The organism is Buttiauxella selenatireducens, from assembly GCF_031432975.1.
GTDB classification, from domain to species: domain Bacteria; phylum Pseudomonadota; class Gammaproteobacteria; order Enterobacterales; family Enterobacteriaceae; genus Buttiauxella; species Buttiauxella selenatireducens.
Map to the genome: position 1 here is coordinate 1,461,242 of NZ_CP133838.1, position 21,339 is coordinate 1,482,580.

The 21,339-nt window shown below is 49.6% G+C and carries 22 protein-coding genes; 14 read left to right on the top strand and 8 right to left on the bottom strand.

The features are described 5' to 3' along the window. Positions 1-38: 38 nt before the first annotated feature. From purF to hisP, 7 genes are all read left to right on the top strand, one after another. Positions 39-1,556, top strand: coding sequence for an amidophosphoribosyltransferase (gene purF / locus RHD99_RS06780; protein ID WP_183270034.1), 1,518 nt, complete (start codon positions 39-41; stop codon positions 1,554-1,556). A 221-nt stretch (positions 1,557-1,777) separates the two neighbouring features. Then, a complete protein-coding gene (locus RHD99_RS06785) occupies positions 1,778-2,347 on the top strand; it encodes a UbiX family flavin prenyltransferase (RefSeq protein WP_183270033.1) in 570 nt (189 codons plus the stop codon). A 298-nt stretch (positions 2,348-2,645) separates the two neighbouring features. Continuing rightward, positions 2,646-3,428, top strand: coding sequence for a lysine/arginine/ornithine ABC transporter substrate-binding protein ArgT (argT, locus tag RHD99_RS06790; RefSeq protein WP_270144020.1), 783 nt, complete (start codon positions 2,646-2,648; stop codon positions 3,426-3,428). 295 nt (positions 3,429-3,723) lie between these two features. After that, positions 3,724-4,506 (top strand): histidine ABC transporter substrate-binding protein HisJ, encoded by a 783-nt coding sequence (gene hisJ / locus RHD99_RS06795; RefSeq protein WP_183270031.1) that lies wholly within the window; start codon positions 3,724-3,726, stop codon positions 4,504-4,506. A 74-nt stretch (positions 4,507-4,580) separates the two neighbouring features. Beyond that, the gene (locus RHD99_RS06800) at positions 4,581-5,267 is read left to right on the top strand and encodes a histidine ABC transporter permease HisQ (protein WP_309878082.1); all 687 of its coding nucleotides are present in this window, start codon (positions 4,581-4,583) and stop codon (positions 5,265-5,267) included. Then, positions 5,264-5,980, top strand: a complete 717-nt coding sequence (locus RHD99_RS06805) for an ABC transporter permease (protein ID WP_183270029.1) — start codon at positions 5,264-5,266, stop codon at positions 5,978-5,980. Before RHD99_RS06800 ends, RHD99_RS06805 begins: the two co-directional genes overlap by 4 nt. A gap of 9 nt (positions 5,981-5,989) precedes the next feature. Beyond that, the gene (gene hisP / locus RHD99_RS06810; RefSeq protein WP_183270028.1) at positions 5,990-6,763 is read left to right on the top strand and encodes a histidine ABC transporter ATP-binding protein HisP; all 774 of its coding nucleotides are present in this window, start codon (positions 5,990-5,992) and stop codon (positions 6,761-6,763) included. Positions 6,764-6,868: 105 nt separating this feature from the next. Here the strand turns inward: hisP and RHD99_RS06815 are convergent, their stop codons facing one another. The 3 genes from RHD99_RS06815 to yfcG all read right to left on the bottom strand — a co-directional run bounded on the left by RHD99_RS06815 (position 6,869) and on the right by yfcG (position 8,851). Next, positions 6,869-7,762 carry a TIGR01777 family oxidoreductase gene (locus RHD99_RS06815; RefSeq protein ID WP_309878083.1) on the bottom strand — a complete coding sequence of 298 codons (894 nt, stop codon included), beginning with the start codon at positions 7,760-7,762 and terminating at the stop codon, positions 6,869-6,871. A 16-nt stretch (positions 7,763-7,778) separates the two neighbouring features. Continuing rightward, positions 7,779-8,141 carry a dihydroneopterin triphosphate 2'-epimerase gene (gene folX / locus RHD99_RS06820; protein ID WP_309878085.1) on the bottom strand — a complete coding sequence of 121 codons (363 nt, stop codon included), beginning with the start codon at positions 8,139-8,141 and terminating at the stop codon, positions 7,779-7,781. A gap of 80 nt (positions 8,142-8,221) precedes the next feature. Beyond that, on the bottom strand, positions 8,222-8,851 hold the full coding sequence (gene yfcG / locus RHD99_RS06825) for a GSH-dependent disulfide bond oxidoreductase (RefSeq protein ID WP_309878087.1): 630 nt from the start codon (positions 8,849-8,851) through the stop codon (positions 8,222-8,224). A 151-nt stretch (positions 8,852-9,002) separates the two neighbouring features. On the opposite strand from yfcG, the gene yfcF reads away from it, so the two are divergent. The 3 genes from yfcF to yfcD are packed head-to-tail and all read left to right on the top strand — an operon-like array spanning position 9,003 to position 10,854. Next, complete coding sequence (gene yfcF, locus RHD99_RS06830; RefSeq protein WP_183270024.1) at positions 9,003-9,647, top strand: glutathione transferase; 645 nt, start codon at positions 9,003-9,005, stop codon at positions 9,645-9,647. Positions 9,648-9,703: 56 nt separating this feature from the next. Continuing rightward, positions 9,704-10,255, top strand: coding sequence for a phosphodiesterase (yfcE, locus tag RHD99_RS06835; RefSeq protein WP_183270023.1), 552 nt, complete (start codon positions 9,704-9,706; stop codon positions 10,253-10,255). A gap of 56 nt (positions 10,256-10,311) precedes the next feature. Next, on the top strand, positions 10,312-10,854 hold the full coding sequence (yfcD, locus tag RHD99_RS06840; RefSeq protein WP_309878089.1) for an NUDIX hydrolase YfcD: 543 nt from the start codon (positions 10,312-10,314) through the stop codon (positions 10,852-10,854). Positions 10,855-10,950: 96 nt separating this feature from the next. Here the strand turns inward: yfcD and pta are convergent, their stop codons facing one another. The 3 genes from pta to RHD99_RS06855 all read right to left on the bottom strand — a co-directional run bounded on the left by pta (position 10,951) and on the right by RHD99_RS06855 (position 14,929). Beyond that, positions 10,951-13,092: a phosphate acetyltransferase gene (gene pta, locus RHD99_RS06845; RefSeq protein WP_183270020.1), complete on the bottom strand. Its 2,142-nt coding sequence runs from the start codon at positions 13,090-13,092 to the stop codon at positions 10,951-10,953. 274 nt (positions 13,093-13,366) lie between these two features. After that, entirely contained in the window at positions 13,367-14,569 is a 1,203-nt protein-coding gene (ackA, locus tag RHD99_RS06850; protein WP_183270019.1) for an acetate kinase, read from the bottom strand. 48 nt (positions 14,570-14,617) lie between these two features. Further along, a complete protein-coding gene (locus RHD99_RS06855; RefSeq protein WP_183270018.1) occupies positions 14,618-14,929 on the bottom strand; it encodes a hypothetical protein in 312 nt (103 codons plus the stop codon). On the opposite strand from RHD99_RS06855, the gene yfbV reads away from it, so the two are divergent. From yfbV to RHD99_RS06875, 4 genes are all read left to right on the top strand, one after another. Then, positions 14,906-15,361, top strand: coding sequence for a terminus macrodomain insulation protein YfbV (gene yfbV / locus RHD99_RS06860; protein WP_183270017.1), 456 nt, complete (start codon positions 14,906-14,908; stop codon positions 15,359-15,361). The genes RHD99_RS06855 and yfbV overlap by 24 nt on opposite strands. A 73-nt stretch (positions 15,362-15,434) precedes the next feature. Beyond that, complete coding sequence (locus tag RHD99_RS06865; protein ID WP_183270016.1) at positions 15,435-15,929, top strand: YfbU family protein; 495 nt, start codon at positions 15,435-15,437, stop codon at positions 15,927-15,929. After that, positions 15,922-16,602 (top strand): sugar phosphatase, encoded by a 681-nt coding sequence (locus RHD99_RS06870; protein WP_309878093.1) that lies wholly within the window; start codon positions 15,922-15,924, stop codon positions 16,600-16,602. Before RHD99_RS06865 ends, RHD99_RS06870 begins: the two co-directional genes overlap by 8 nt. 80 nt (positions 16,603-16,682) lie before the next feature. Beyond that, positions 16,683-18,515 carry an SLC13 family permease gene (locus RHD99_RS06875; protein WP_309878094.1) on the top strand — a complete coding sequence of 611 codons (1,833 nt, stop codon included), beginning with the start codon at positions 16,683-16,685 and terminating at the stop codon, positions 18,513-18,515. Between the two features lie 113 nt (positions 18,516-18,628). On the opposite strand, the gene yfbR is transcribed toward RHD99_RS06875, so the two are convergent. After that, complete coding sequence (yfbR, locus tag RHD99_RS06880; protein ID WP_309878095.1) at positions 18,629-19,228, bottom strand: 5'-deoxynucleotidase; 600 nt, start codon at positions 19,226-19,228, stop codon at positions 18,629-18,631. A 97-nt stretch (positions 19,229-19,325) separates the two neighbouring features. Then, positions 19,326-20,540, bottom strand: a complete 1,215-nt coding sequence (gene alaA, locus RHD99_RS06885) for an alanine transaminase AlaA (RefSeq protein WP_183270013.1) — start codon at positions 20,538-20,540, stop codon at positions 19,326-19,328. Positions 20,541-21,339 lie beyond the last annotated feature (799 nt).

The following is a 21,339-nucleotide window of genomic DNA, read 5'->3' on the forward strand; positions in this document are numbered from 1 at the left end:
CGTATCGGGGGGTTGTGGCTTAATGAGGAAAAGACAACATGTGCGGTATTGTCGGTATCGCCGGTTTTATGCCGGTCAACCAGTCGATTTATGACGCGTTAACGGTGCTTCAGCACCGTGGGCAGGATGCCGCAGGCATCGTCACCATTGATGCCTTAAACTGTTTTCGTCTGCGTAAAGCTAATGGTCTGGTGAGCGATGTATTTGGTGCCATTCACATGCAACGCTTGCAGGGAAACATGGGTATCGGCCATGTGCGTTACCCTACAGCGGGTAGCTCAAGTGCCTCTGAAGCCCAGCCTTTCTATGTGAACTCCCCTTACGGTATTACCCTTGCACACAACGGTAACCTGACGAACGCGCACGAACTGCGCCAAAAGCTGTTCGAAGAAAAGCGTCGTCACATTAACACCACTTCTGATTCCGAAATTCTGCTCAATATTTTCGCCAGCGAGCTGGATAACTTCCGCAACTATCCGTTGGAAGCCGACAACATTTTTGCCGCCATCGCTGCGACTAACCGCCAGATCCGTGGCGCTTATGCCTGTGTTGCAATGATCATTGGCCATGGAATGGTGGCGTTCCGCGATCCAAATGGCATCCGTCCACTGGTGATGGGTAAACGCGATTTGGGCGATGGACGTACCGAATATATGGTGGCTTCCGAAAGTGTGGCGCTTGATACGCTGGGCTTCGAATTCCTGCGTGATATTGCCCCTGGCGAAGCGGTGTATATCACTGAGAAAGGCCAGTTGTTCACACGCCAGTGTGCCGACAACCCGACCAGCAATCCTTGCTTGTTCGAGTACGTCTACTTTGCCCGTCCGGACTCGTTCATCGACAAGATTTCCGTGTATAGCGCACGTGTTGAGATGGGTAAAAAGCTCGGTGAGAAAATTGCTCGCGAGTGGGAAGATTTGGATATTGATGTGGTTATCCCGATTCCAGAAACTTCCTGTGATATCGCACTGGAGATCGCCCGTATTCTCGATAAGCCGTATCGCCAGGGGTTCGTGAAAAACCGCTACGTTGGCCGTACCTTTATCATGCCGGGCCAGCAGCTGCGTCGTAAATCTGTGCGTCGTAAACTCAATGCTAACCGTGCTGAGTTCCGCGATAAGAATGTGCTGCTGGTGGATGACTCTATCGTTCGTGGTACCACTTCTGAGCAGATTATCGAGATGGCTCGCGAAGCGGGTGCGAAAAAAGTATACCTCGCATCAGCGGCGCCAGAAATTCGCTTCCCGAACGTGTATGGCATTGATATGCCAAGCGCTAACGAACTGATTGCTCATGGCCGCGAAGTGGATGAAATTCGTCAGCTCATCGGTGCCGACGGTTTGATTTTCCAGGATCTGGACGATCTGATTGAAGCGGTTCGCGTTGAGAACCCGGATATCACTCAGTTTGAGTGCTCCGTGTTCAACGGCATCTACGTTACCAAAGATGTTGATCACGAGTATCTTGAGTATCTTGAGTCACTGCGTAATGACGATTCGAAAGCCATTCAGCGTCAAAATGAAGTGGAAAACTTAGAGATGCATAACGAAGGGTGAAACCATCCTCACCCTAACCCTCTCCTTGAAGGAGAGGGGATAGCCCGTGTTCTTCTTCTCCTTGAGACAGGGAATAGCCCGGTGTTCTTCCTCTTCTGAAGGATAGAACGGTTTTCTCCCTCTCCTGGGGGAGAGGGGTGGGGTGAGGGCAGCACTTCTTGCATCCCCGCCCATCTTACGGCAAAGTCAGCCCAGATAAACTTCTCGGGCGAATGCAGATTATGAAACGGTTAATTGTTGGGATTTCAGGTGCCAGTGGCGCAACATATGGTGTGCGACTCCTTCAGGTACTACAACAATTACCGGATGTGGAAACACACCTCATTATGAGCAATGCCGCTCGCCAAACCCTTGCGCTAGAAACCGATATGTCCCTGCGCGAAGTCCAGGCGTTGGCTGATGTGGTGCATGATGCCCGTGATATCGCCGCCAGCCTTTCTTCAGGCTCTTTTAAGACCCATGGCATGGTCATATTGCCCTGCTCAATCAAAACCCTTTCTGGCATTGTTCACAGCTATACAGATGGCCTGCTCACGCGGGCGGCAGACGTGGTGCTAAAAGAGCGTCGCCCTTTGGTTCTTTGCGTACGCGAAACCCCGTTGCACCTGGGCCATCTGCGCTTAATGACGCAAGCAGCTGAGCTGGGAGCCGTGATTATGCCGCCGATGCCTGCGTTCTATCATCGCCCGCAAAGCGTGCAGGATATTGTCGATCAGACAGTTAATCGGGTACTCGACCAGTTTGATATTGAGCTTCCGCAAGACCTGTTCACCCGCTGGACTGGTGCATAAGCGCAGTGCCAGTGTGGTGCATCACAAAACCCAATGCCTCATAATGGGGCGTTTTTGTAACCCCGATCACTTCCAGAACATTTATCCGCTATTTTCCACCGTTAATGCTTTTCCATCAGACCAGACCTGCTATCTTTCATTTCTATGACAGAGTTGTAACTATTTTTTAACATGAAACTTCACGCTTTCTTTCACGCAAAAAAAAGTGGCATGAGAACTGCAACTCTGAATCAGCAGCACAGAACAAACACAACACGACATTACACATAATAAGATCAGTCAAAATTGAGGGTTACGTATGAAAAAGCAAGTTCTCGCTCTGTCCTTACTGCTTGGCTTGAGCACCACCGCAAGCGTCTTTGCAGCCATTCCACAGAGCCTTCGTCTTGGTACGGACACGACATACGCACCGTTTTCTTCTAAAGATGCAAAAGGGGATTTTGTTGGTTTCGATATTGATCTCGGCAATGAGCTCTGTAAGCGCATCAATACCAAATGTACGTGGGTCGCAAGCGACTTTGATGCGCTGATTCCATCGCTTAAAGCGAAGAAAATCGACGGTATCATTTCCTCACTGTCTATCACCGAAAAGCGCCAGCAAGAGATTGCCTTTTCAGACAAACTCTATGCCGCTGATTCCCGCTTAATCGCTGTAAAAGGTTCTCCAATTAAACCTACGCTTGAGTCACTTAATGGCAAGCACGTAGGTGTGTTGCAGGGTTCAACCCAGGAAGCGTTTGCCAATGCTGAATGGCGTGCAAAAGGCATTGATGTCGTCGCTTACGCCAACCAGGACCTGATTTATTCAGATCTGGCGGCTGGCCGACTGGATGCCGCATTCCAGGATGAAACTGCGGCTAGCGAAGGCTTCCTGAAACTGCCTGCGGGTAAAGACTATGCGTTTGCTGGCCCGTCTGTGAAAAACAAACAGTACTTTGGTGACGGTACCGGTATTGGCTTGCGTAAAGACGATGTTGAGCTGAAAGAAGCCTTTAACAAAGCGCTGGCAGATATGCGTAAAGACGGTACTTACGACAAATTTGCTAAGAAGTACTTCGATTTTAATGTTTACGGTGAATAAGTTTATCCCGTAGTCTGTAGCCCGGTTATGCTTTGATGCAGCCGGGCTGAATAGAATTGCAAATAATCAGAGCCGATTGCACTCTTAAGGTGCAAATATTTAGCGGTGCACCAAAATGGTGTATCGATTGCATCTTGTTGGTGCAGTGGGTTTTTCGAGTTGTTGTGACGTGTCGTTCTGGCGCGCCAGACTAACAAAAAAACACTATATTAAGATGCATAAATTGGCATGGAACGTGCAATTTTATCCGGTTAAAAAGCAATCGCGTATAAAAACAGTCTATTCGAGGATAATTATGAACAAGCAGATCATCGCTCTTTCGTTGGTACTGGCATTTTCCAGTGTTTCCACCGCTTTCGCCGCAATTCCTAAGAATTTACGCATTGGTACAGACCCTACTTACGCCCCATTTGAATCGAAAAATGCCCAAGGGGAATTGGTGGGTTTTGATATCGATCTGGCAAAAGAACTCTGTAAACGCATCGAAACGAACTGCACCTTCGTGGAAAACCCACTGGATGCGCTGATCCCCTCGTTGAAAGCGAAAAAAATCGACGCGATTATGTCGTCCCTTTCTATCACTGAAAAACGCCAACAAGAAATTGCCTTCACCGACAAACTGTACGCGGCAGATTCGCGTTTAGTCGTCGCAAAAGGCTCCCCAGTTCAGCCAACGCTTGAGGCTCTGAAGGGCAAGCGCATTGGTGTTCTGCAAGGCACGACACAAGAAACCTACGGTAATGAGCATTGGGCGCCTAAAGGCATCGAAATTGTCTCTTACCAGGGGCAGGATTCCATTTACGCTGACCTGACCGCAGGCCGTATTGACGCCGCATTCCAGGATGAAGTCGCTGCGAGCGAAGGCTTCCTGAAACAACCTGTTGGTAAGGATTACCAGTTTGGTGGGCCGTCCATTAAAGACGACAAATTGTTTGGTGTAGGCACCGGTATGGGTCTGCGTAAAGACGATACTGAGTTGCGCCAGGCGCTGAACAAAGCATTTGCTGAAATGCGTAAAGATGGAACTTACGAGAAGTTGGCGAAGAAATACTTCGACTTCGATGTTTACGGTGGTTAACAGTCACCAGTGGTTCAACCTGCCCTGAAAGGGCAGGTTAGGTTTGTGCAGACACTGACGACAGGATACGCACCATGTTGTACGGTTTTTCTGAAGTAATCTTTAAAGGGGCCATCGTCACGCTGGAACTGGCGCTAAGCTCCGTTATCCTCGCCGTTATTATAGGTCTGGCTGGAGCTGGTGCTAAGTTATCCAAAAACCGCCCGTTAGCCTTGCTGTTTGAAGGTTACACGACGCTGATTCGCGGTGTGCCTGATCTGGTGTTGATGCTGCTGATTTTCTATGGCCTGCAAATGGCACTCAATGTGTTAACCGACTCGCTGGGAGTCGCTCAGTTTGATATTGACCCTATGGTGGCGGGTATCATTACACTCGGCTTTATCTACGGTGCCTATTTTACTGAGACTTTCCGCGGTGCTTTCCTCGCTGTTCCACGCGGCCATATCGAAGCCGCAACCGCTTTTGGTTTTACCGGTTCCCAAACATTCCGCCGTATTTTGTTCCCGGCCATGATGCGCTTCGCACTTCCGGGGATAGGTAACAACTGGCAGGTCATTTTGAAAGCCACCGCACTGGTCTCTTTGTTAGGACTGGAAGATGTGGTGAAAGCCACGCAACTCGCGGGGAAAAGTACCTGGCAGCCATTCTACTTTGCGATTGTTGCCGGGATCATTTACCTGATATTCACTACGATATCTAACGGTGTATTGCTCTGGCTTGAACGCCGCTACTCGGTTGGTGTGAAGAGGGCTGAGCTATGATCGAAATTATTCAGGAATACTGGAAAGCGCTGCTGTGGACTGATGGTTACCGCTTTACTGGGGTTGCCATTACGCTGTGGTTGCTGATTTCTTCGGTGGTAATGGGCGGTATTCTGGCTCTGTTCCTGGCTATTGGACGGGTATCGAGCAACAAGTTTATTGCATTCCCAATCTGGCTATTCACCTACATCTTCCGTGGCACGCCGTTGTACGTGCAACTTCTGGTGTTCTACTCCGGAATGTACACGCTGGAAGTGGTGAAAGGCACCGTATTACTCAATGAGTTTTTCCGTAGCGGCCTGAACTGTACGGTGCTGGCGCTGACGTTAAATACCTGTGCCTATACGACAGAAATTTTTGCCGGGGCGATTCGATCGGTGCCGCATGGTGAAATTGAAGCCGCTCGTGCTTATGGTTTCTCACCTTTCAAATTGTACCGCTGCATTATTTTGCCTTCGGCGTTACGTATTGCCCTGCCTGCGTACAGCAACGAAGTCATTTTAATGCTGCACTCCACGGCGCTGGCGTTTACTGCCACGGTGCCGGACTTACTGAAAATCGCCCGAGATATCAACTCTGCGACTTACCAGCCGTTTACGGCGTTTGGTATTGCGGCGGTGTTATATCTGATTATTTCTTACGTACTGATAAGCCTGTTCCGCAGAGCCGAGCAGCGTTTTATGCAGCACGTTAAACCCAGTTCTTCGCACTGAGTAATTCCCATGGCTGAAAATAAACTAAACGTTACTGATCTGCACAAACGCTACGGCAAACATGAAGTGCTTAAAGGGGTTTCTCTACGCGCAGACGCGGGAGATGTGATTAGCATTATCGGCTCGTCCGGCTCGGGGAAAAGTACCTTCCTGCGCTGCATTAACTTCCTCGAAAAACCGAGCGAAGGGTCAATTGTGGTAAGCAACCAGAATATCAATCTGGTGCGTGACACTGACGGGCAGCTCAAAGTTGCTGACAAAAATCAGCTCCGCTTACTGCGCACACGTCTGACGATGGTGTTCCAGCATTTTAACTTGTGGAGCCACATGACGGTGTTGGAAAACGTCATGGAAGCGCCGATTCAGGTGTTGGGGTTGAGTAAGCAAGATGCGAAAGAGCGTGCCATAAAATATCTGGCGAAAGTTGGCATTGATGAGCGCCAGCAGGCGAAATATCCGGTGCATCTTTCTGGTGGTCAACAGCAGCGTGTTTCTATCGCGCGTGCACTGGCAATGGAGCCAGAAGTATTGCTGTTTGATGAACCGACTTCTGCATTAGATCCTGAGCTGGTGGGTGAAGTGTTGCGTATCATGCAAAAACTCGCCGAAGAAGGGAAAACCATGGTGGTGGTCACGCATGAAATGGACTTTGCGCGCCACGTTTCAAACCACGTAATTTTCCTGCACCAGGGCTTGATTGAAGAAGAGGGGACGCCAGCCGAATTGTTTGGTAACCCGAAAAGTGCACGTTTACAGCAGTTCCTTTCTGGATCGCTGAAGTAATCCCGCTCACCCTAACCCTCTCCCAAAGGAGAGGGGATAGTCCGGTGTTCACCCTCCCTGCCTTTCTCCTTCTCCTGGGGGAGAAGGTTGGGATGAAGGCGCAAATTACCGCACCACATCTCCCAGTGCCTCTTCAAGGTCATACCAACGGAAACCAAATCCCGATTCTTCAAGTCGTTTTGGTAGCGCTCGTTGCCCGCCTAATACCAATACCGAAGATTCCCCCATCATCATTCTCACTGCCGTTGCCGGGGCGCGCATAAAGGCCGGGCGATTTAACGCGTGCCCCAGCGCGTGAGAGAACTGTTCGTTGCGTACCGGGTAAGGCGAAACCATATTGAATGGCCCACTCAGATCGTTATTGAGCAGCCACAGAATACCGTTAACCATATCGTCGATATGAATCCATGCCAGATACTGCCGACCATCGCCCATAGGGCCACCCAGGCCTAAGCGAAATATCGGCAGTAACTTTGCCAGAATTCCGCCCTTCGGCGCCAGGACCACGCCGGTACGCAGCAGGCAGACGCGCGTCTGCTCGCTCTGCGCGCCACAGGCGATTTGCTCCCAGCGGGCGCACAGTTTATGGGTAAATTCATTGTGGGGTGGCTCATCTTCGTTGACGACCACTTCGCCTAGGTCGCCGTAATAGCCCGCAGCGGAGCCAGAGATAAGCACGGAGGGCGGTGTTTGGCTTGCTTTAAACATCTCGACCAGACGTTCGGTGATTTGCCAGCGGCTGGTGCACAGCCGTTGCTTTTGCGTCTCGGTCCAGCGTTTATCGGCAATCGGTTCACCTGCCAGATTGATGACAGCATCAAATCCATCAAGATTGGGATGATCGCTCAACCCTTTCCATAGTGTGACTTTTGGGCTGAGTTTCGCCCGAGCTTTCTCGGGGCTTCGGGTGACGACGGTGACATCGTGCCCTAACTCCAGCAATCGTGGCACCAGATGGCTACCAATCAATCCTGTTCCGCCGGTAATCAGTATCTGCATGGCCGTCTCCCGCTTTTTACGCCGGGCTCCGCCAACTCATCGTCATGGAAACGGAATCGGCATAACGCAGCGCGTGAAGTTTATCTATTTCTACTTCAGCATAAGACACCCACGGATGGTCGCATGCGATATCGAGCACATCCTGAGTTAATTTTTCCAGCAATGAGAAACGATTATTCTCAACCAACTGGATGATTTGTTTAGTTATCGTGCGATAGTTCAGCGCATCGTTGATGTCTTCACTGGCGCGAGCTTTGTCCGCCGGATAATGAATCGCAACGTTAACGACGATATCCTGGCGATTGGCAATTTCTTCTTCTTTGATGCCAATGAAGGTGCGCAGGCGTAAGTTTTTGATTCGAATAATTGCGGATGACATTGCAGGTTTCTTCCTTGTATTAGTTTTCAGCCACAGAATACATGAGGAAAAACATTGCGCCCATAGCGGGCGCATTGGGATTAACTTTTTTGCGCTTGCTGATATGCGCGTTCTGTCGCCGGGCGCGAGCGGATACGTTCAAACCAGTTCTCGACGGCCGGGAAATTCGCCAGATTAATGCGCTGGCGTTCATGCGATACCGTCCACGGGTAAGTCGCAATATCAGCAATGCTGTACTCATTGCCGCCCAACCACGGGGTTTTCTCTAATTGTTTGTTTAACACGCCATACAAACGCTGAGTTTCCACTTGATAGCGTTCTATCGCATACGGCACCGGTTGCGGCGCGAAGTGGTTAAAGTGATGATTCTGCCCAAGCATCGGACCAAAACCACCGACTTGCCAGAACAGCCATTGCAGGGTGTGGGCGCGTTCACGCAGATCTTTACTTAATAGCTCGTTGGTCTTCTCAGCCAGATAAAGCAAGATTTCACCCGATTCAAATAAGCTCAACGGGCCGCCGCCATCGGCTGGGTTATTGTCGATAATCGCGGGTATTTTATTGTTGGGGGAAATCGCCAAAAAGGCAGGCTGAAACTGATCTCCTTTGCCAATATCAATACGGTGAATACTGTAATCCAGACCCACCTCTTCCAGAAACAGCGTGATTTTGTGGCCGTTTGGTGTGGGTGCATAGTAAAGGTCGATCATCTCATTACCATCCTGATATCAGTTTTTTGCATAAACCTATGGAGTATAGACTTTTTGATAAATTTGCTAGTTAGATGAGTTTTGCTCAAGTGACAACTGCCATTTTCCGCTATATGTTCAATAACCTGGATGCTTGAATCATGGGGATATTATGAGCCAGCCGACAATAACGCTTTGGTCCGATAGCAACTACTTTAGCCCTTACGTGATGTCTGTATATGTCGCCCTGAAAGAGAAGGGCCTTAACTTTACGTTGCAAACAATAGACCTGAATACGGGACAAAATCTGAAACCTGGCTGGAAAGGGTATGACCTTACACGCCGTGTCCCTGTGATTGCTGTCGACGACTTTTTGTTAAGCGAATCCTCCGCCATTACTGAATATCTCGAAGAACGTTTTGCCCCGCCGACATGGGAACGAATCTACCCACATGACTTAGAAAAAAGGGCGCGCGCCAGACAAATTCAGGCGTGGATCCGTAGTGATTTAATGCCTATTCGTGAAGAGCGTTCAACCGACGTGGTTTTCGCAGGTGTAAAGAAGCCGCCGCTGAGTGACAAAGCGCAGGCTACAGCACAAAAGCTTTTGGCCACTGTTGACGGTTTATTGCCCGTCGGCCAGCAAAATTTATTTGGTGAATGGTCTATTGCAGATACGGACCTGGCCTTAATGCTCAACCGTTTGATCCTGAATGGGGACGAGGTGCCTGAGCGTTTGCAAGAATACGCAACTTTTCAATGGCAGCGTGCTTCAGTTCAACGTTTTCTGGCACTTTCCGCAAAGCATTCTGGCTGACTAACAGCATAATTCGGTATGATCATTTCGCTTACCATTAACAGGAATGCGGTTTTATGAAGCTGATGTTTGCCTCGGATATTCATGGTTCTCTACCTGCTACGGAGCAGGTGCTGTCGCACTTTGAACGTAGCGGCGCCAAATGGCTGATATTATTGGGGGACGTGTTGAATCACGGACCGCGGAATGCATTACCGGCAGGCTATAATCCTGGAGCGGTTGCGGAGCGGTTTAACAGCATTGCGGATAAAATTATTGCAGTACGCGGGAACTGTGACAGCGAAGTTGATCAGATGCTGCTACATTTTCCGATTACCGCTCCCTGGCAACAGATTTTAATGGCTGAGCAGCGTTTATTTGTTACGCATGGTCATTTGTATAATCCTGACAAACTGCCGCCGCTGGCAGAAAATGACGTGCTGGTTTTTGGCCACACTCATCTACCATTAGCTGAAAAACAAGATACGGTTTATCTGTTCAATCCTGGCTCGGTGAGTATACCTAAAGGCGGATTCGAACCGAGCTACGGCATGTTAAACGATGGTGTTCTGAGCGTTCACGCACTGAATAACGATGGGGTTATTGCACAGGTCGAGATTACCCCGTAACTTACCGCTTGTTGAACATAACGCGCCATTAGAGCGCCCTGAATAAGGTTTCCCCGATGGTGGAACAGAGTCATTTTGTTGGCACGGAATGGATAGACATTGTCAATGAAGACAATGAAGTAATCGCGCAAGCAAGCCGTGAACAAATGCGCGCGCAGCGTTTGCGACATCGTGCGACTTATATTGTTGTGCATGACGGAATGGGTAAAATTTTGGTGCAGCGCCGCACTGAAACGAAAGATTTTATGCCGGGCATGTTGGATGCCACCGCTGGCGGAGTGGTTCAGGCCGATGAGCAATTACTCGACTCTGCACGTCGCGAAGCTGAAGAAGAGCTGGGTATCGCTGGGGTACCTTTTGCCGAGCATGGTCAGTTCTATTTCGAAGATGCCAATTGCCGGGTGTGGGGAAGCCTGTTTAGTTGCGTTTCTCATGGCCCATTTGCTTTGCAAGAGGCAGAGGTCAGCGAAGTCTGCTGGATGTCTCCAGAAGAGATTACCGCTCGTTGTGATGACTTCACGCCAGACTCTTTAAAAGCGCTGGCGTTGTGGATGACCCGCAACGCTAAAAATGAATCTCAGCACGCAGCTGCGGAGTAATTCGTTCAGGTTTTCAATGTCTCGTAGTGAATCTCCGGGGCATCGCTAATAAAAAAGGCCGCATATCAATGCGGCCTTTTTGCTACTCAGAAGACCTTAGTCTTGTTGAGAAGACTGAATCGCAGTCAGAGCGATGGTGTAAACGATATCGTCTACCAGTGCGCCACGAGACAGGTCGTTAACGGGTTTACGCATACCTTGCAACATTGGCCCGATAGAGATCAGGTCAGCTGAACGCTGTACCGCTTTATAAGTGGTGTTACCGGTGTTCAGGTCTGGGAAGATGAACACGGTAGCGCGACCCGCAACCGGTGAGTTTGGTGCTTTGGACTTAGCAACATCAGCCATAACTGCGGCGTCATACTGCAACGGACCATCGATAACAAGGTCAGGACGTTTTTCCTGAGCGATACGAGTCGCTTCACGCACTTTCTCAACGTCACTACCTGCACCAGAAGTACCGGTGGAGTAGGACAGCATCGCAACGCGTGGGTCGATACCGAATGCAGCAGCGGAATCCGCAGACTGAATGGCGATTTCTGCCAGTTGCTCAGCCGTTGGATCTGGGTTGATCGCGCAGTCGCCGTAAACATAAACTTGTTCAGGCAGCAGCATGAAGAACACAGAAGAAACCAAAGAGCTACCTGGTGCAGTTTTGATAAGCTGCAACGGAGGACGAATGGTGTTCGCGGTGGTGTGAACCGCACCGGAAACCAGACCGTCAACTTCGTCTTGCTCAAGCATCAAAGTACCCAGCACAACGTTGTCTTCCAGTTGCTCACGCGCAACGGCTTCGGTCATGCCTTTGCTCTTACGCAGCTCAACCAGACGTGCAACGTAGCTTTCGCGAACCACTTCTGGGTCGACGATTTCGATGCCAGCACTCAGTTCAACACCTTGTGCAGCAGCAACACGGGTGATTTCATCCGGGTTACCCAACAATACGCAAGTCGCGATACCACGTTCAGCACAGATAGAGGCTGCTTTCACGGTACGTGGTTCTTCGCCTTCTGGCAGAACAACACGTTTTCCGGCTTTACGAGCAAGCTCGGTCAGCTGGTAACGGAATGCTGGAGGAGACAGACGACGGCTGCGCTCGGACGTTGCAGTCAGGGATTCGATCCACTCTGCATCAATGTGGCTTGCCACATATTCCTGCACTTTTTCGATACGCTGATGGTCGTCTGTTGGGACTTCCAGGTTGAAGCTTTGCAGGCTCAGAGAAGTCTGCCAGGTATTGGTATCAACCATGAACAGCGGCAGGCCGGTTGCGAATGCACGCTCACACAGTTTGCTCACGCGTGGGTCCATTTCGTAACCACCGGTCAGCAGAACTGCACCGATGTCGACACCGTTCATTGCGGCCAGGCACGCTGCAACCAGCACGTCTGGACGGTCTGCAGAAGTGACCAGCAGAGAACCTGGGCGGAAGTGTTCCAGCATGTGCGGGATGCTGCGCGCACAGAAGGTAACAGACTTCACGCGACGAGTTTTGATGTCGCCTTCGTTGATGATGGTTGCGTTCAGGTGACGCGCCATATCAATTGCGCGAGTTGCGATCAGATCGAAACTCCACGGCACACAACCCAGAACTGGCAGCGGGCTGTCAGCAAACAGTTCTTTAGGATCGATGTTTGCGATGCTCGCTTTGGTGGAGTCATCGAAAATCTCGGACAGATCAGGGCGAGTACGACCTTGATCATCCACTGGGGCATTCAGTTTGTTAATGATTACGCCAGTGATGTTGGTATTTTTGCTGCCACCGAAGCTGCTACGAGCCAGTTCGATACGCTCTTTCATCTGCTCTGGAGAGTTGTTACCCAGAGACATGACGAAGACGATTTCGGCGTTCAGCGTTTTAGCAATTTCATAGTTCAGAGACTGCGCAAACTGATGCTTGCGAGTAGGCACCAGGCCTTCAACCAGAACCACTTCAGCATCTTTGCTGCTGGCGTGGAAGTTGGCGATGATCTCTTCCATCAGCACGTCTTGTTGGTTGCTGGACAGCAGCGACTCAACGTGGTTCATGTGCAGCGGTTCAGCGGTAGGGATGCTGGAGTTTGCACGAACGATGCTGGTGGTTTGATCTGGAGTATCGTCACCGGAACGCGGTTGGGCGATAGGTTTGAAAACGCTAAGGCGAACGCCTTTTTGTTCCATAGCACGGATAACACCCAGGCTGACGCTGGTCAGGCCGACGCTAGTTCCGGTAGGGATCAACATAATAGTACGGGACACGGTATAACCTCTTTCGTATATACCCGTCATTCTTCGAGCTGCAGGGGTGTTGGCTGCACTCACAAACCCCAGTCACTTACTTAAGTAAGCTCTTGGGGATTTATGAGCCTCATCCATGAGTCTCACCCTACGGGCCAGCGCAAGCGCTGTTCAAATCTGTTCCAGACAGATTTGTCACTCCCTTGCCGCCTACCTGCAACTCAAATTATTTAGGGTATAAGTCTGTTAGGACTTAGAAAACAACACCGCCAGCGAAAGCTGGCGGTAAGGAGAATCAAGCTGTCAGGCGAGATGCATCCTGAGCGATAACCAGTTCTTCGTTGGTCGGAATGACCACCGCAAGACGGGTACCCTCTTTGTTGATGAAGCCTGATTTACCAAAGCGCGCAGCCAGGTTGCGTTCGTGGTCAACTTCAAAGCCCAGAACACCCAGTTTGCCCAGAGACAGTTCACGTACCATTGCTGCGTTTTCGCCGATACCACCAGTGAACACCACTGCGTCCAGACGACCGTCCATCAGTGCAGTGTAAGAACCGATGTATTTCGCCAGGCGGTGACAGAACACATCCATCGCACGCTTAGCGTCTTCTTTGGTGGTGTAGTTGTCTTCAACATAACGGCAGTCGCTGGTGACTTCAGTCAGACCCAACAGGCCAGATTCTTTGGTCAGCATTTTGTTGATGTCATCAACGCTCATGCCCAGAGAGTCGTGCAGGTGGAAGATAATCGCTGGATCGATGTCACCAGAACGGGTGCCCATGACCAGACCTTCCAGTGGAGTCAGACCCATAGAGGTGTCAACACACTTGCCGTTACGAATAGCAGAAACGGAACCACCGTTGCCCAGGTGGCAAGTGATCACGTTCAGTTCTTCTACTGGCTTGTTCAGCATTTTCGCGGCTTCTTGAGTCACATAGTAGTGGCTGGTGCCGTGTGCGCCGTAGCGACGAACGCCGTGCTCTTTGTACAGTTTGTACGGCAGAGCATAGAGATAGGATTCTTCTGGCATGGTCTGATGGAATGCAGTGTCAAACACAGCAACGTTTTTATCAGCCAGTTTAGGGAAAGATTTCAGTGCTTCCGCGATACCGATCAGGTGCGCTGGGTTATGCAGCGGTGCAAAAGATGCGGAATCTTTGATACCCTGAATCACAGTCTCGTCGATAACGACAGAGCCGGTGTACTTCTCGCCGCCGTGAACAACACGGTGGCCGATAGCAGTCAGCTGCTCGGACAATTCAGGTTTTTGTGCCAGAATGGTATTAACCATAAAGTTAAGAGCTTCGCTGTGAGCGGCGCCTGCACCTAAAGCTGCTTCTTGTTTACTGCCATCCATTTTCCACTTGATACGCGCTTCTGGAAGATGGAAACACTCGGCTAAACCAGAGAGGTATTCGTCACCGTTTACAGCATCGATAATTGCGAATTTCAGTGATGAGCTACCGCAGTTCAGAACCAGTACTAACTTATTCGACATGGAAGTACCTACTATTAATATGTGGCTAAAAAAACGTCATTTAGTCTCTCAGCGTAGCGCATGATGAGCCTGACATTTATGATTAACGTCATGCCAGAAGTGTTTTTTTGGCATAGCGAATAAATACTCTAAAGTTTTCGGTATATTGCGTGATTTTTCGGCAATAACAAACTGAGCAAAAAATTGACAACCTGCGGTTTCCCATCTACGGCCATCAAGGCCGGCACAGGATACCTGATTGCGGTAGTTAAAGACAAAATATTTTGAACCATGTAATTTAGAGTTGTTGTTTTGCACAAAAATTTTATTTTTTATATGTGAAGTTGAGGTAAAGCCATGTCTATCCCCAAAAATAGCCACGCAAGCTGGTTCAGTATGTTCAGCCGTGGGCAACACTATTCAAAGACCTGGCCTGTTGATAAACGCCTCGCGCCTATCTTTGTAGAAAATCGAGTGATTCGCGCCACGCGTTTTGCCATCCGCTTTATGCCTCCACTCGCTGTGTTTACGCTGACCTGGCAAATTGCACTTGGCGGCCAACTTGGCCCCGCCGTTGCGACGGCTTTATTCGCCTGTAGTCTTCCGATGCAGGGATTATGGTGGTTAGGTAAACGCTCTGTGACGCCACTCCCGCCATCCATTCTCAGTTGGTTCTACGAAGTACGCGGCAAACTGCAGGAAGCAGGGCAGGCGTTAGCGCCTATTGAAGGCAAGCCAGACTACCAGGCGCTGGCAGATGTTCTGAAACGTGCGTTCAAGCAGTTGGATAAAACTTTTCTGGATGATTTGTAAAATCCCTGCCGTTACGCATATAAAGAAGGATATTTTTTTCGCAGGTTCATTCCTGCGCAACAGGAGCTAAGAAATGGAAATGACTAACGCCCAGCGTCTGATTTTATCTAATCAGTACAAAATGATGACCATGCTCGACCCGGACAACGCCGAGCGTTATCGTCGCCTTCAAACCGTTATCGAGCGCGGCTACGGTCTGCAAATGCGCGAGTTGGATCGTGAATTCGGTGAGCTGACAGAAGAAACCTGCCGCACGGTTATCGACATTATGGAGATGTATCACGCTCTGCATGTCTCCTGGACCAACCTGAAAGACAACCAGGAAATCGATGAACGTCGTGTGACTTTCCTTGGTTTTGATGCGGCTACCGAAGCTCGTTTCCTGGGATATGTTCGCTTTATGGTGAACATTGAAGGTCGTTATACTCATTTCGATGCGGGCACTCATGGCTTCAACGCCCAGACTCCAATGTGGGAAAAATATCAGCGCATGTTGAAAGTCTGGCAGTCTTGCCCACGTCAGTACCATTTAAGTGTGAACGAAATCGCGCAAATTATTAATGCCTGAGGGGAGACGCGTAGTGAAGTGCAAAGGTTTCTTGTTTGATTTGGATGGGACGCTGGTTGATTCTCTGCCAGCCGTCGAGCGAGCCTGGATTAACTGGGCTAAGCGTTTCGATATTTCGCCACAGGAAGTTTTAGGCTTCATTCACGGCAAACAGGCGATCACTTCGCTACGTCACTTTATGGCGGGCGCGTCTGAAGAGGAGATTCAGCAGGAGTTTCTTCGTCTCGAGAAAATCGAGTCTGAAGATACCGACGGGATTGTGGCGTTGCCAGGTGCCGTTGAACTGCTGACGCATTTGAATGAAGCGGGTATTCCGTGGGCTATCGTGACCTCGGGTTCATTACCGGTAGCGTCAGCTCGTCGTGCAGCGGGTGGTTTGCCCAAGCCTGAAGTCCTGGTCACCGCTGAACGTGTTGCTCGCGGTAAACCGGAGCCAGATGCCTACTTGCTTGGTGCGCAACTGCTCGGTCTTGAGCCGGAAGAGTGCGTGGTGGTAGAAGATGCCCCTGCAGGCGTGTTGTCGGGTTTGGCGGCGGGCTGCCATGTCATTGCAGTCAATGCGCCTGCGGATACACCGCGCCTTGAGCATGTCGATTATGTATTGCAGTCACTGACTGAGCTTCTGGTTCAAAAAATGCCAGATAACACAGTCGAAGTGTTTAGAAAACACTGAACATATGACGTAGCCCCGCGATAGCGGGGCTTTTTTATGACAAAATTTCCGCATCCTGAGCAATCACAAAAGGAATTGTTTTGAACTCAGAACTGATTTGGGTTTTATCATTGCTGGCAATTGCAGTGGTATTGTTCGCCACGGGTAAAGTCCGTATGGATGCCGTCGCGCTGCTTGTCATTATTGCCTTTGTCCTCAGCGACACCCTCACACTTAGCGAAGCCTTCTCGGGCTTTAGCGACCCCAACGTTATTTTGATCGCTGCACTCTTTATTATTGGCGATGGTCTGGTGCGCACCGGCGTGGCTTCCAAAATGGGCTCCTGGCTGGTGGACGTGGCGGGCAGCAGCGAAACCAAAATGCTTATTTTGTTGATGCTCACCGTTGCTGGCCTGGGCGCGTTTATGAGCTCGACAGGCGTGGTTGCCATCTTTATCCCCGTGGTCCTCAGCGTTTCAATGCGCATGAAAACGTCTCCGTCGCGCTTAATGATGCCGCTGAGTTTTGCAGGCCTGATAAGTGGCATGATGACGCTGGTTGCTACGCCGCCAAACCTGGTGGTGAACAGCGAATTGCTACGTGAAGGTTTGCAGGGCTTCCATTTCTTTAGCGTCACGCCGATTGGGCTGGTGATTTTGTTGCTGGGTATCGGTTACATGCTCATCGCACGTTTTGCTTTAAACGGGCAGAAAAAGGATGAGGGCAAACAAAACTGGCGACGTCGTACTTTTCGCGATCTGATTAAAGAGTACCGTTTAACCGGGCGCGCACGTCGCCTGGCGATCCGCCCCGGTTCCCCCATGGTTGGCCGCCGTCTGGATGACTTAAAATTGCGTGAGCGTTATGGCGCGTACGTTATCGGTCTTGAGCGGTGGCGTAAATTCCGCCGGGTTATCGTCAATGTTACGGGGACAACCGAATTTCGCGCACGTGATGTCCTGTTAATTGATATGTCTGCGTCCGAAGTCGATCTGCGTGAGTTCTGTCGGGAGCAGATGCTTGAGCCTATGGTCCTGCGCGGCGAGTATTTCTCGGATCAGGCGCTGGACGTTGGCATGGCTGAAGTTTCATTAATCCCTGATTCAGAATTGTTTGGCCAAACAATTCGTGAAATCGGTTTTCGTACACGCTACGGCCTGAATGTGGTGGGGCTGCGCCGAAATGGCGAAGTGATGGACGGCTTGCTGGTGGATGAATCCTTGCAGCTAGGCGATATTTTGCTGGTGGTGGGCGACTGGAAACTGATCAGCCAATTACAGCAAAAAGGCCGCGATTTCCTGGTGCTCAACTTACCGGTGGAAGAGGGCGAGGCATCACCTGCTCATAGTCAGGCACCACATGCTATTTTCTGCCTGGCGCTGATGGTTGCGCTGATGCTGACTGACGAAATTCCTAATACGATTGCTGCGATTATCGCCTGTCTGCTGATGGGGAAATTCCGCTGCATTGATATGGAGAGTGCTTATAAAGCGGTGCATTGGCCAAGCATTATCTTGATTGTTGGGATGATGCCTTTTGCGCTTGCGTTGCAAAAAACCGGTGGCGTAGATTTGATCGTGAATGGGTTAATGAAGATGGGAGGCGGTTACGGCCCGCACCTGATGCTGATTTGCCTGTTCGTCATGTGTGCCGCGATTGGCCTGTTTATTTCTAACACGGCGACGGCTGTTTTGATGGCACCGATTGCCTTGGCTGCCGCAAAGTCCATGGGGGTCTCGCCTTATCCGTTCGCCATGATTGTCGCTCTTGCGGCCTCTGCCGCGTTTATGACGCCAGTCTCTTCCCCGGTGAATACGCTGGTGCTTGGGCCGGGGGAGTATAAGTTCAGTGACTTTGTGAAGATGGGCGTGCCATTTACTCTCATCGTGATGGTGGTGAGTGTGGTGATGGTGCCGATGCTTTTCCCATTCTAACCTTTGTAAACAGCCCTCATCCCAACCTTCTCCCAAAGGGAGAAGGGGAAAACAGGAGGGCACAGGACAATTCCCTCTCCCTCAGGGAGAGGGCCAGGGTGAGGGGGCCGGAATTAAAGCGGCGAATCCTGGCTAATCTCATCAAGCGAAAGCTGGAAACTCGGTACAAACACATTCATGAAGTAGTCCATCTCTTCGCTGTGTCTGTCCGCCAGCGTTTTCTCAAGTCGGGATTTCGCCAGTGCGAACTCTTTATTTCCGGCAGACAGTTCTTCCAGGCATTTCAGATAAGCGCATAACGCATCAGCTTGTTTAACGATGGCTCTTTCTTCATCGCTGCTCTGATGTTCGTCAATCAGTGGTGCCCAGATATCACGTAACTCTTCCGGCACCATATCGATCAATTTCTGCTGCGCGATTTTCTCGATAGCTTTGTATTCGTGGGCTATCTGCGAGTTGAAATATTTCACTGGTGTGGGCAAATCGCCTGTTAACACTTCACTGGCATCGTGATACATCGCCAGCAGTGCCACGTGTTCGGCATTAATCTGCCCGTTAAATTTGCGGTTCTTTATTACAGCTAAGGCATGAGCGACCATAGCGACTTGTAGACTATGCTCCGAAACATTTTCAGTGCGCACATTGCGCATTAATGGCCAACGGTTGATTAATTTCAGACGTGAAAGATGGGCAAAAAAATGGCTCTGGCTCATAGATACACTCGGGGTCTATAGGGCGGGTAAGCAGAGCGTCACCCGCCGAGAATGTGGTGGAACCAGCTTACGCTTATCCACCCTTTGAGGCTAAAAATTACTGGTGGTAATGACCGAGGAAACGTCCAAATTTATGGATAGCCATATCCAGTTCATCAACGCGAGGTAAGGTGACAATACGGACATGATCAGGCCACGGCCAGTTAAACGCAGTCCCTTGAACCAACAGCACTTTTTCCTGTAGTAAGAAGTCTAGCACCATTTTTTGGTCGTCATGGATGTTAAAACGTTTCGCGTCAATTTTAGGGAACATATACAACGCTCCCCGTGGTTTCACGCATGACACACCTGGAATCTCGTTAATCAGTTCCCACGCACGATTACGCTGCTCATACAAGCGGCCACCAGGCGCGATAAACTCACTGATACTTTGATAGCCGCCTAAAGCTGTCTGGATTGCGTGCTGAGCAGGAACGTTGGCACACAGGCGCATTGACGCCAGCATCTCCAGACCTTCGATGTAACCTTTTGCATGTTTCTTAGGCCCGCTCAGTACCATCCAGCCCTGACGGAAGCCCGCAACACGGTAGGTTTTGGACAAACCGTTAAAGGTTACCGTCAGCAGATCCGGGGCAAGTGCAGCAATCGAATGGTGCTGCGCCTCGTCGTACAGAATCTTGTCATAAATTTCATCAGCAAAAATAATCAAATTATGCTGACGCGCGATTTCAACAATTTCCAGCAGCAGTTCTTTCGAGTAGACCGCACCGGTTGGGTTATTGGGGTTGATAATCACGATACCGCGGGTACGTGGCGTGATTTTAGCGCGAATGTCATCAAGGTCAGGGAACCAGTCGGCGGACTCATCACATAAGTAATGAACGGCTTTGCCACTGGAAAGCGAGACGGCTGCGGTCCATAACGGATAATCTGGAGCAGGAACCAACATCTCATCACCGCTGTTCAGCAATGCTTGCATAGATTGAACAATCAGCTCAGAAACACCGTTACCGATGTAGATGTCTTCAACCGTCACATCCCGCATTTCTCGTGCTTGATAATGCTGCATGATGGCTTTACGTGCGGAGTAGAGCCCTTTCGAGTCGCAATAGCCCTGCGCCGTAGGCAGGTTACGAATCACATCGACAAGGATCTCATCCGGGGCATCAAAGCCAAATGGCGCTGGGTTGCCAATATTCAGCTTTAGGACTTTATTCCCTTCTTCCTCAAGACGTTTCGCCTCTTTGAGTACTGGGCCACGGATGTCATAACAGACGTTATCAAGTTTGCTGGATTTTTCGATTGGGGACATGAACCTGACCTTAAATGTTAGCGCCACTTCCTGCCGTGGAAGCGACCAGGCAACAATGTACTCCTGCAACGCCCAGATTTGAAGGTTGTCGAAGCGCCAAATAGTAATAAATCTTCAATTTTTAGAGGGGGAAGTAAAATCGGTTTGGAAATTATTTATCAGCATTATATGCTGTAAAGTATATTAATGCCGATTAAAAATATATGCTATCAATAAAAACGCAACAATATTAACTGCCTTGATGTGATGGGTGTAGTAGGTGCTGCTAACCGTAATATGAATTGAACTGAGTAATAGTTAAGGAAAATTGAATATTCATGCTCAACTTAAATGGAGTAGTGAGTGTGAGTTAATAATATGTGTATAAAAATAAACATGTATGTGATTAATATAAACAAAGAATAGAGTTATATTGCTTCTCATTTAGCTTGTAGAATTTTGGACACTTCTGTGAATAATGCATTGGTGTGTGAATTAAAAAAGAGAATGAGATCAGATAATTCGCAACAAAAGTTATGAGTTACTTCGTTTTACGGTAAGATGCAGTGCTGAAATTGGTAGGTAATTTTTGCTGGAAATAACGCAACCTTATGTTTTATTGTGGGTTGCCTTGTCGTCTTTGTACTGTGTCAATTGCCAGTGAAACGAAGTGCCTTAAAGGAAATTTTCATGGTGTTTACACGGATGTCTGTTGTGAGTTGAATAAATAAAACTCAGCGCTGAAGTTGATTTACAATAATTACGCAGTTTTAATTTCAGTAGCTAGTGCGTTAAGACGAAAGTTTGTATGTTGTAAATG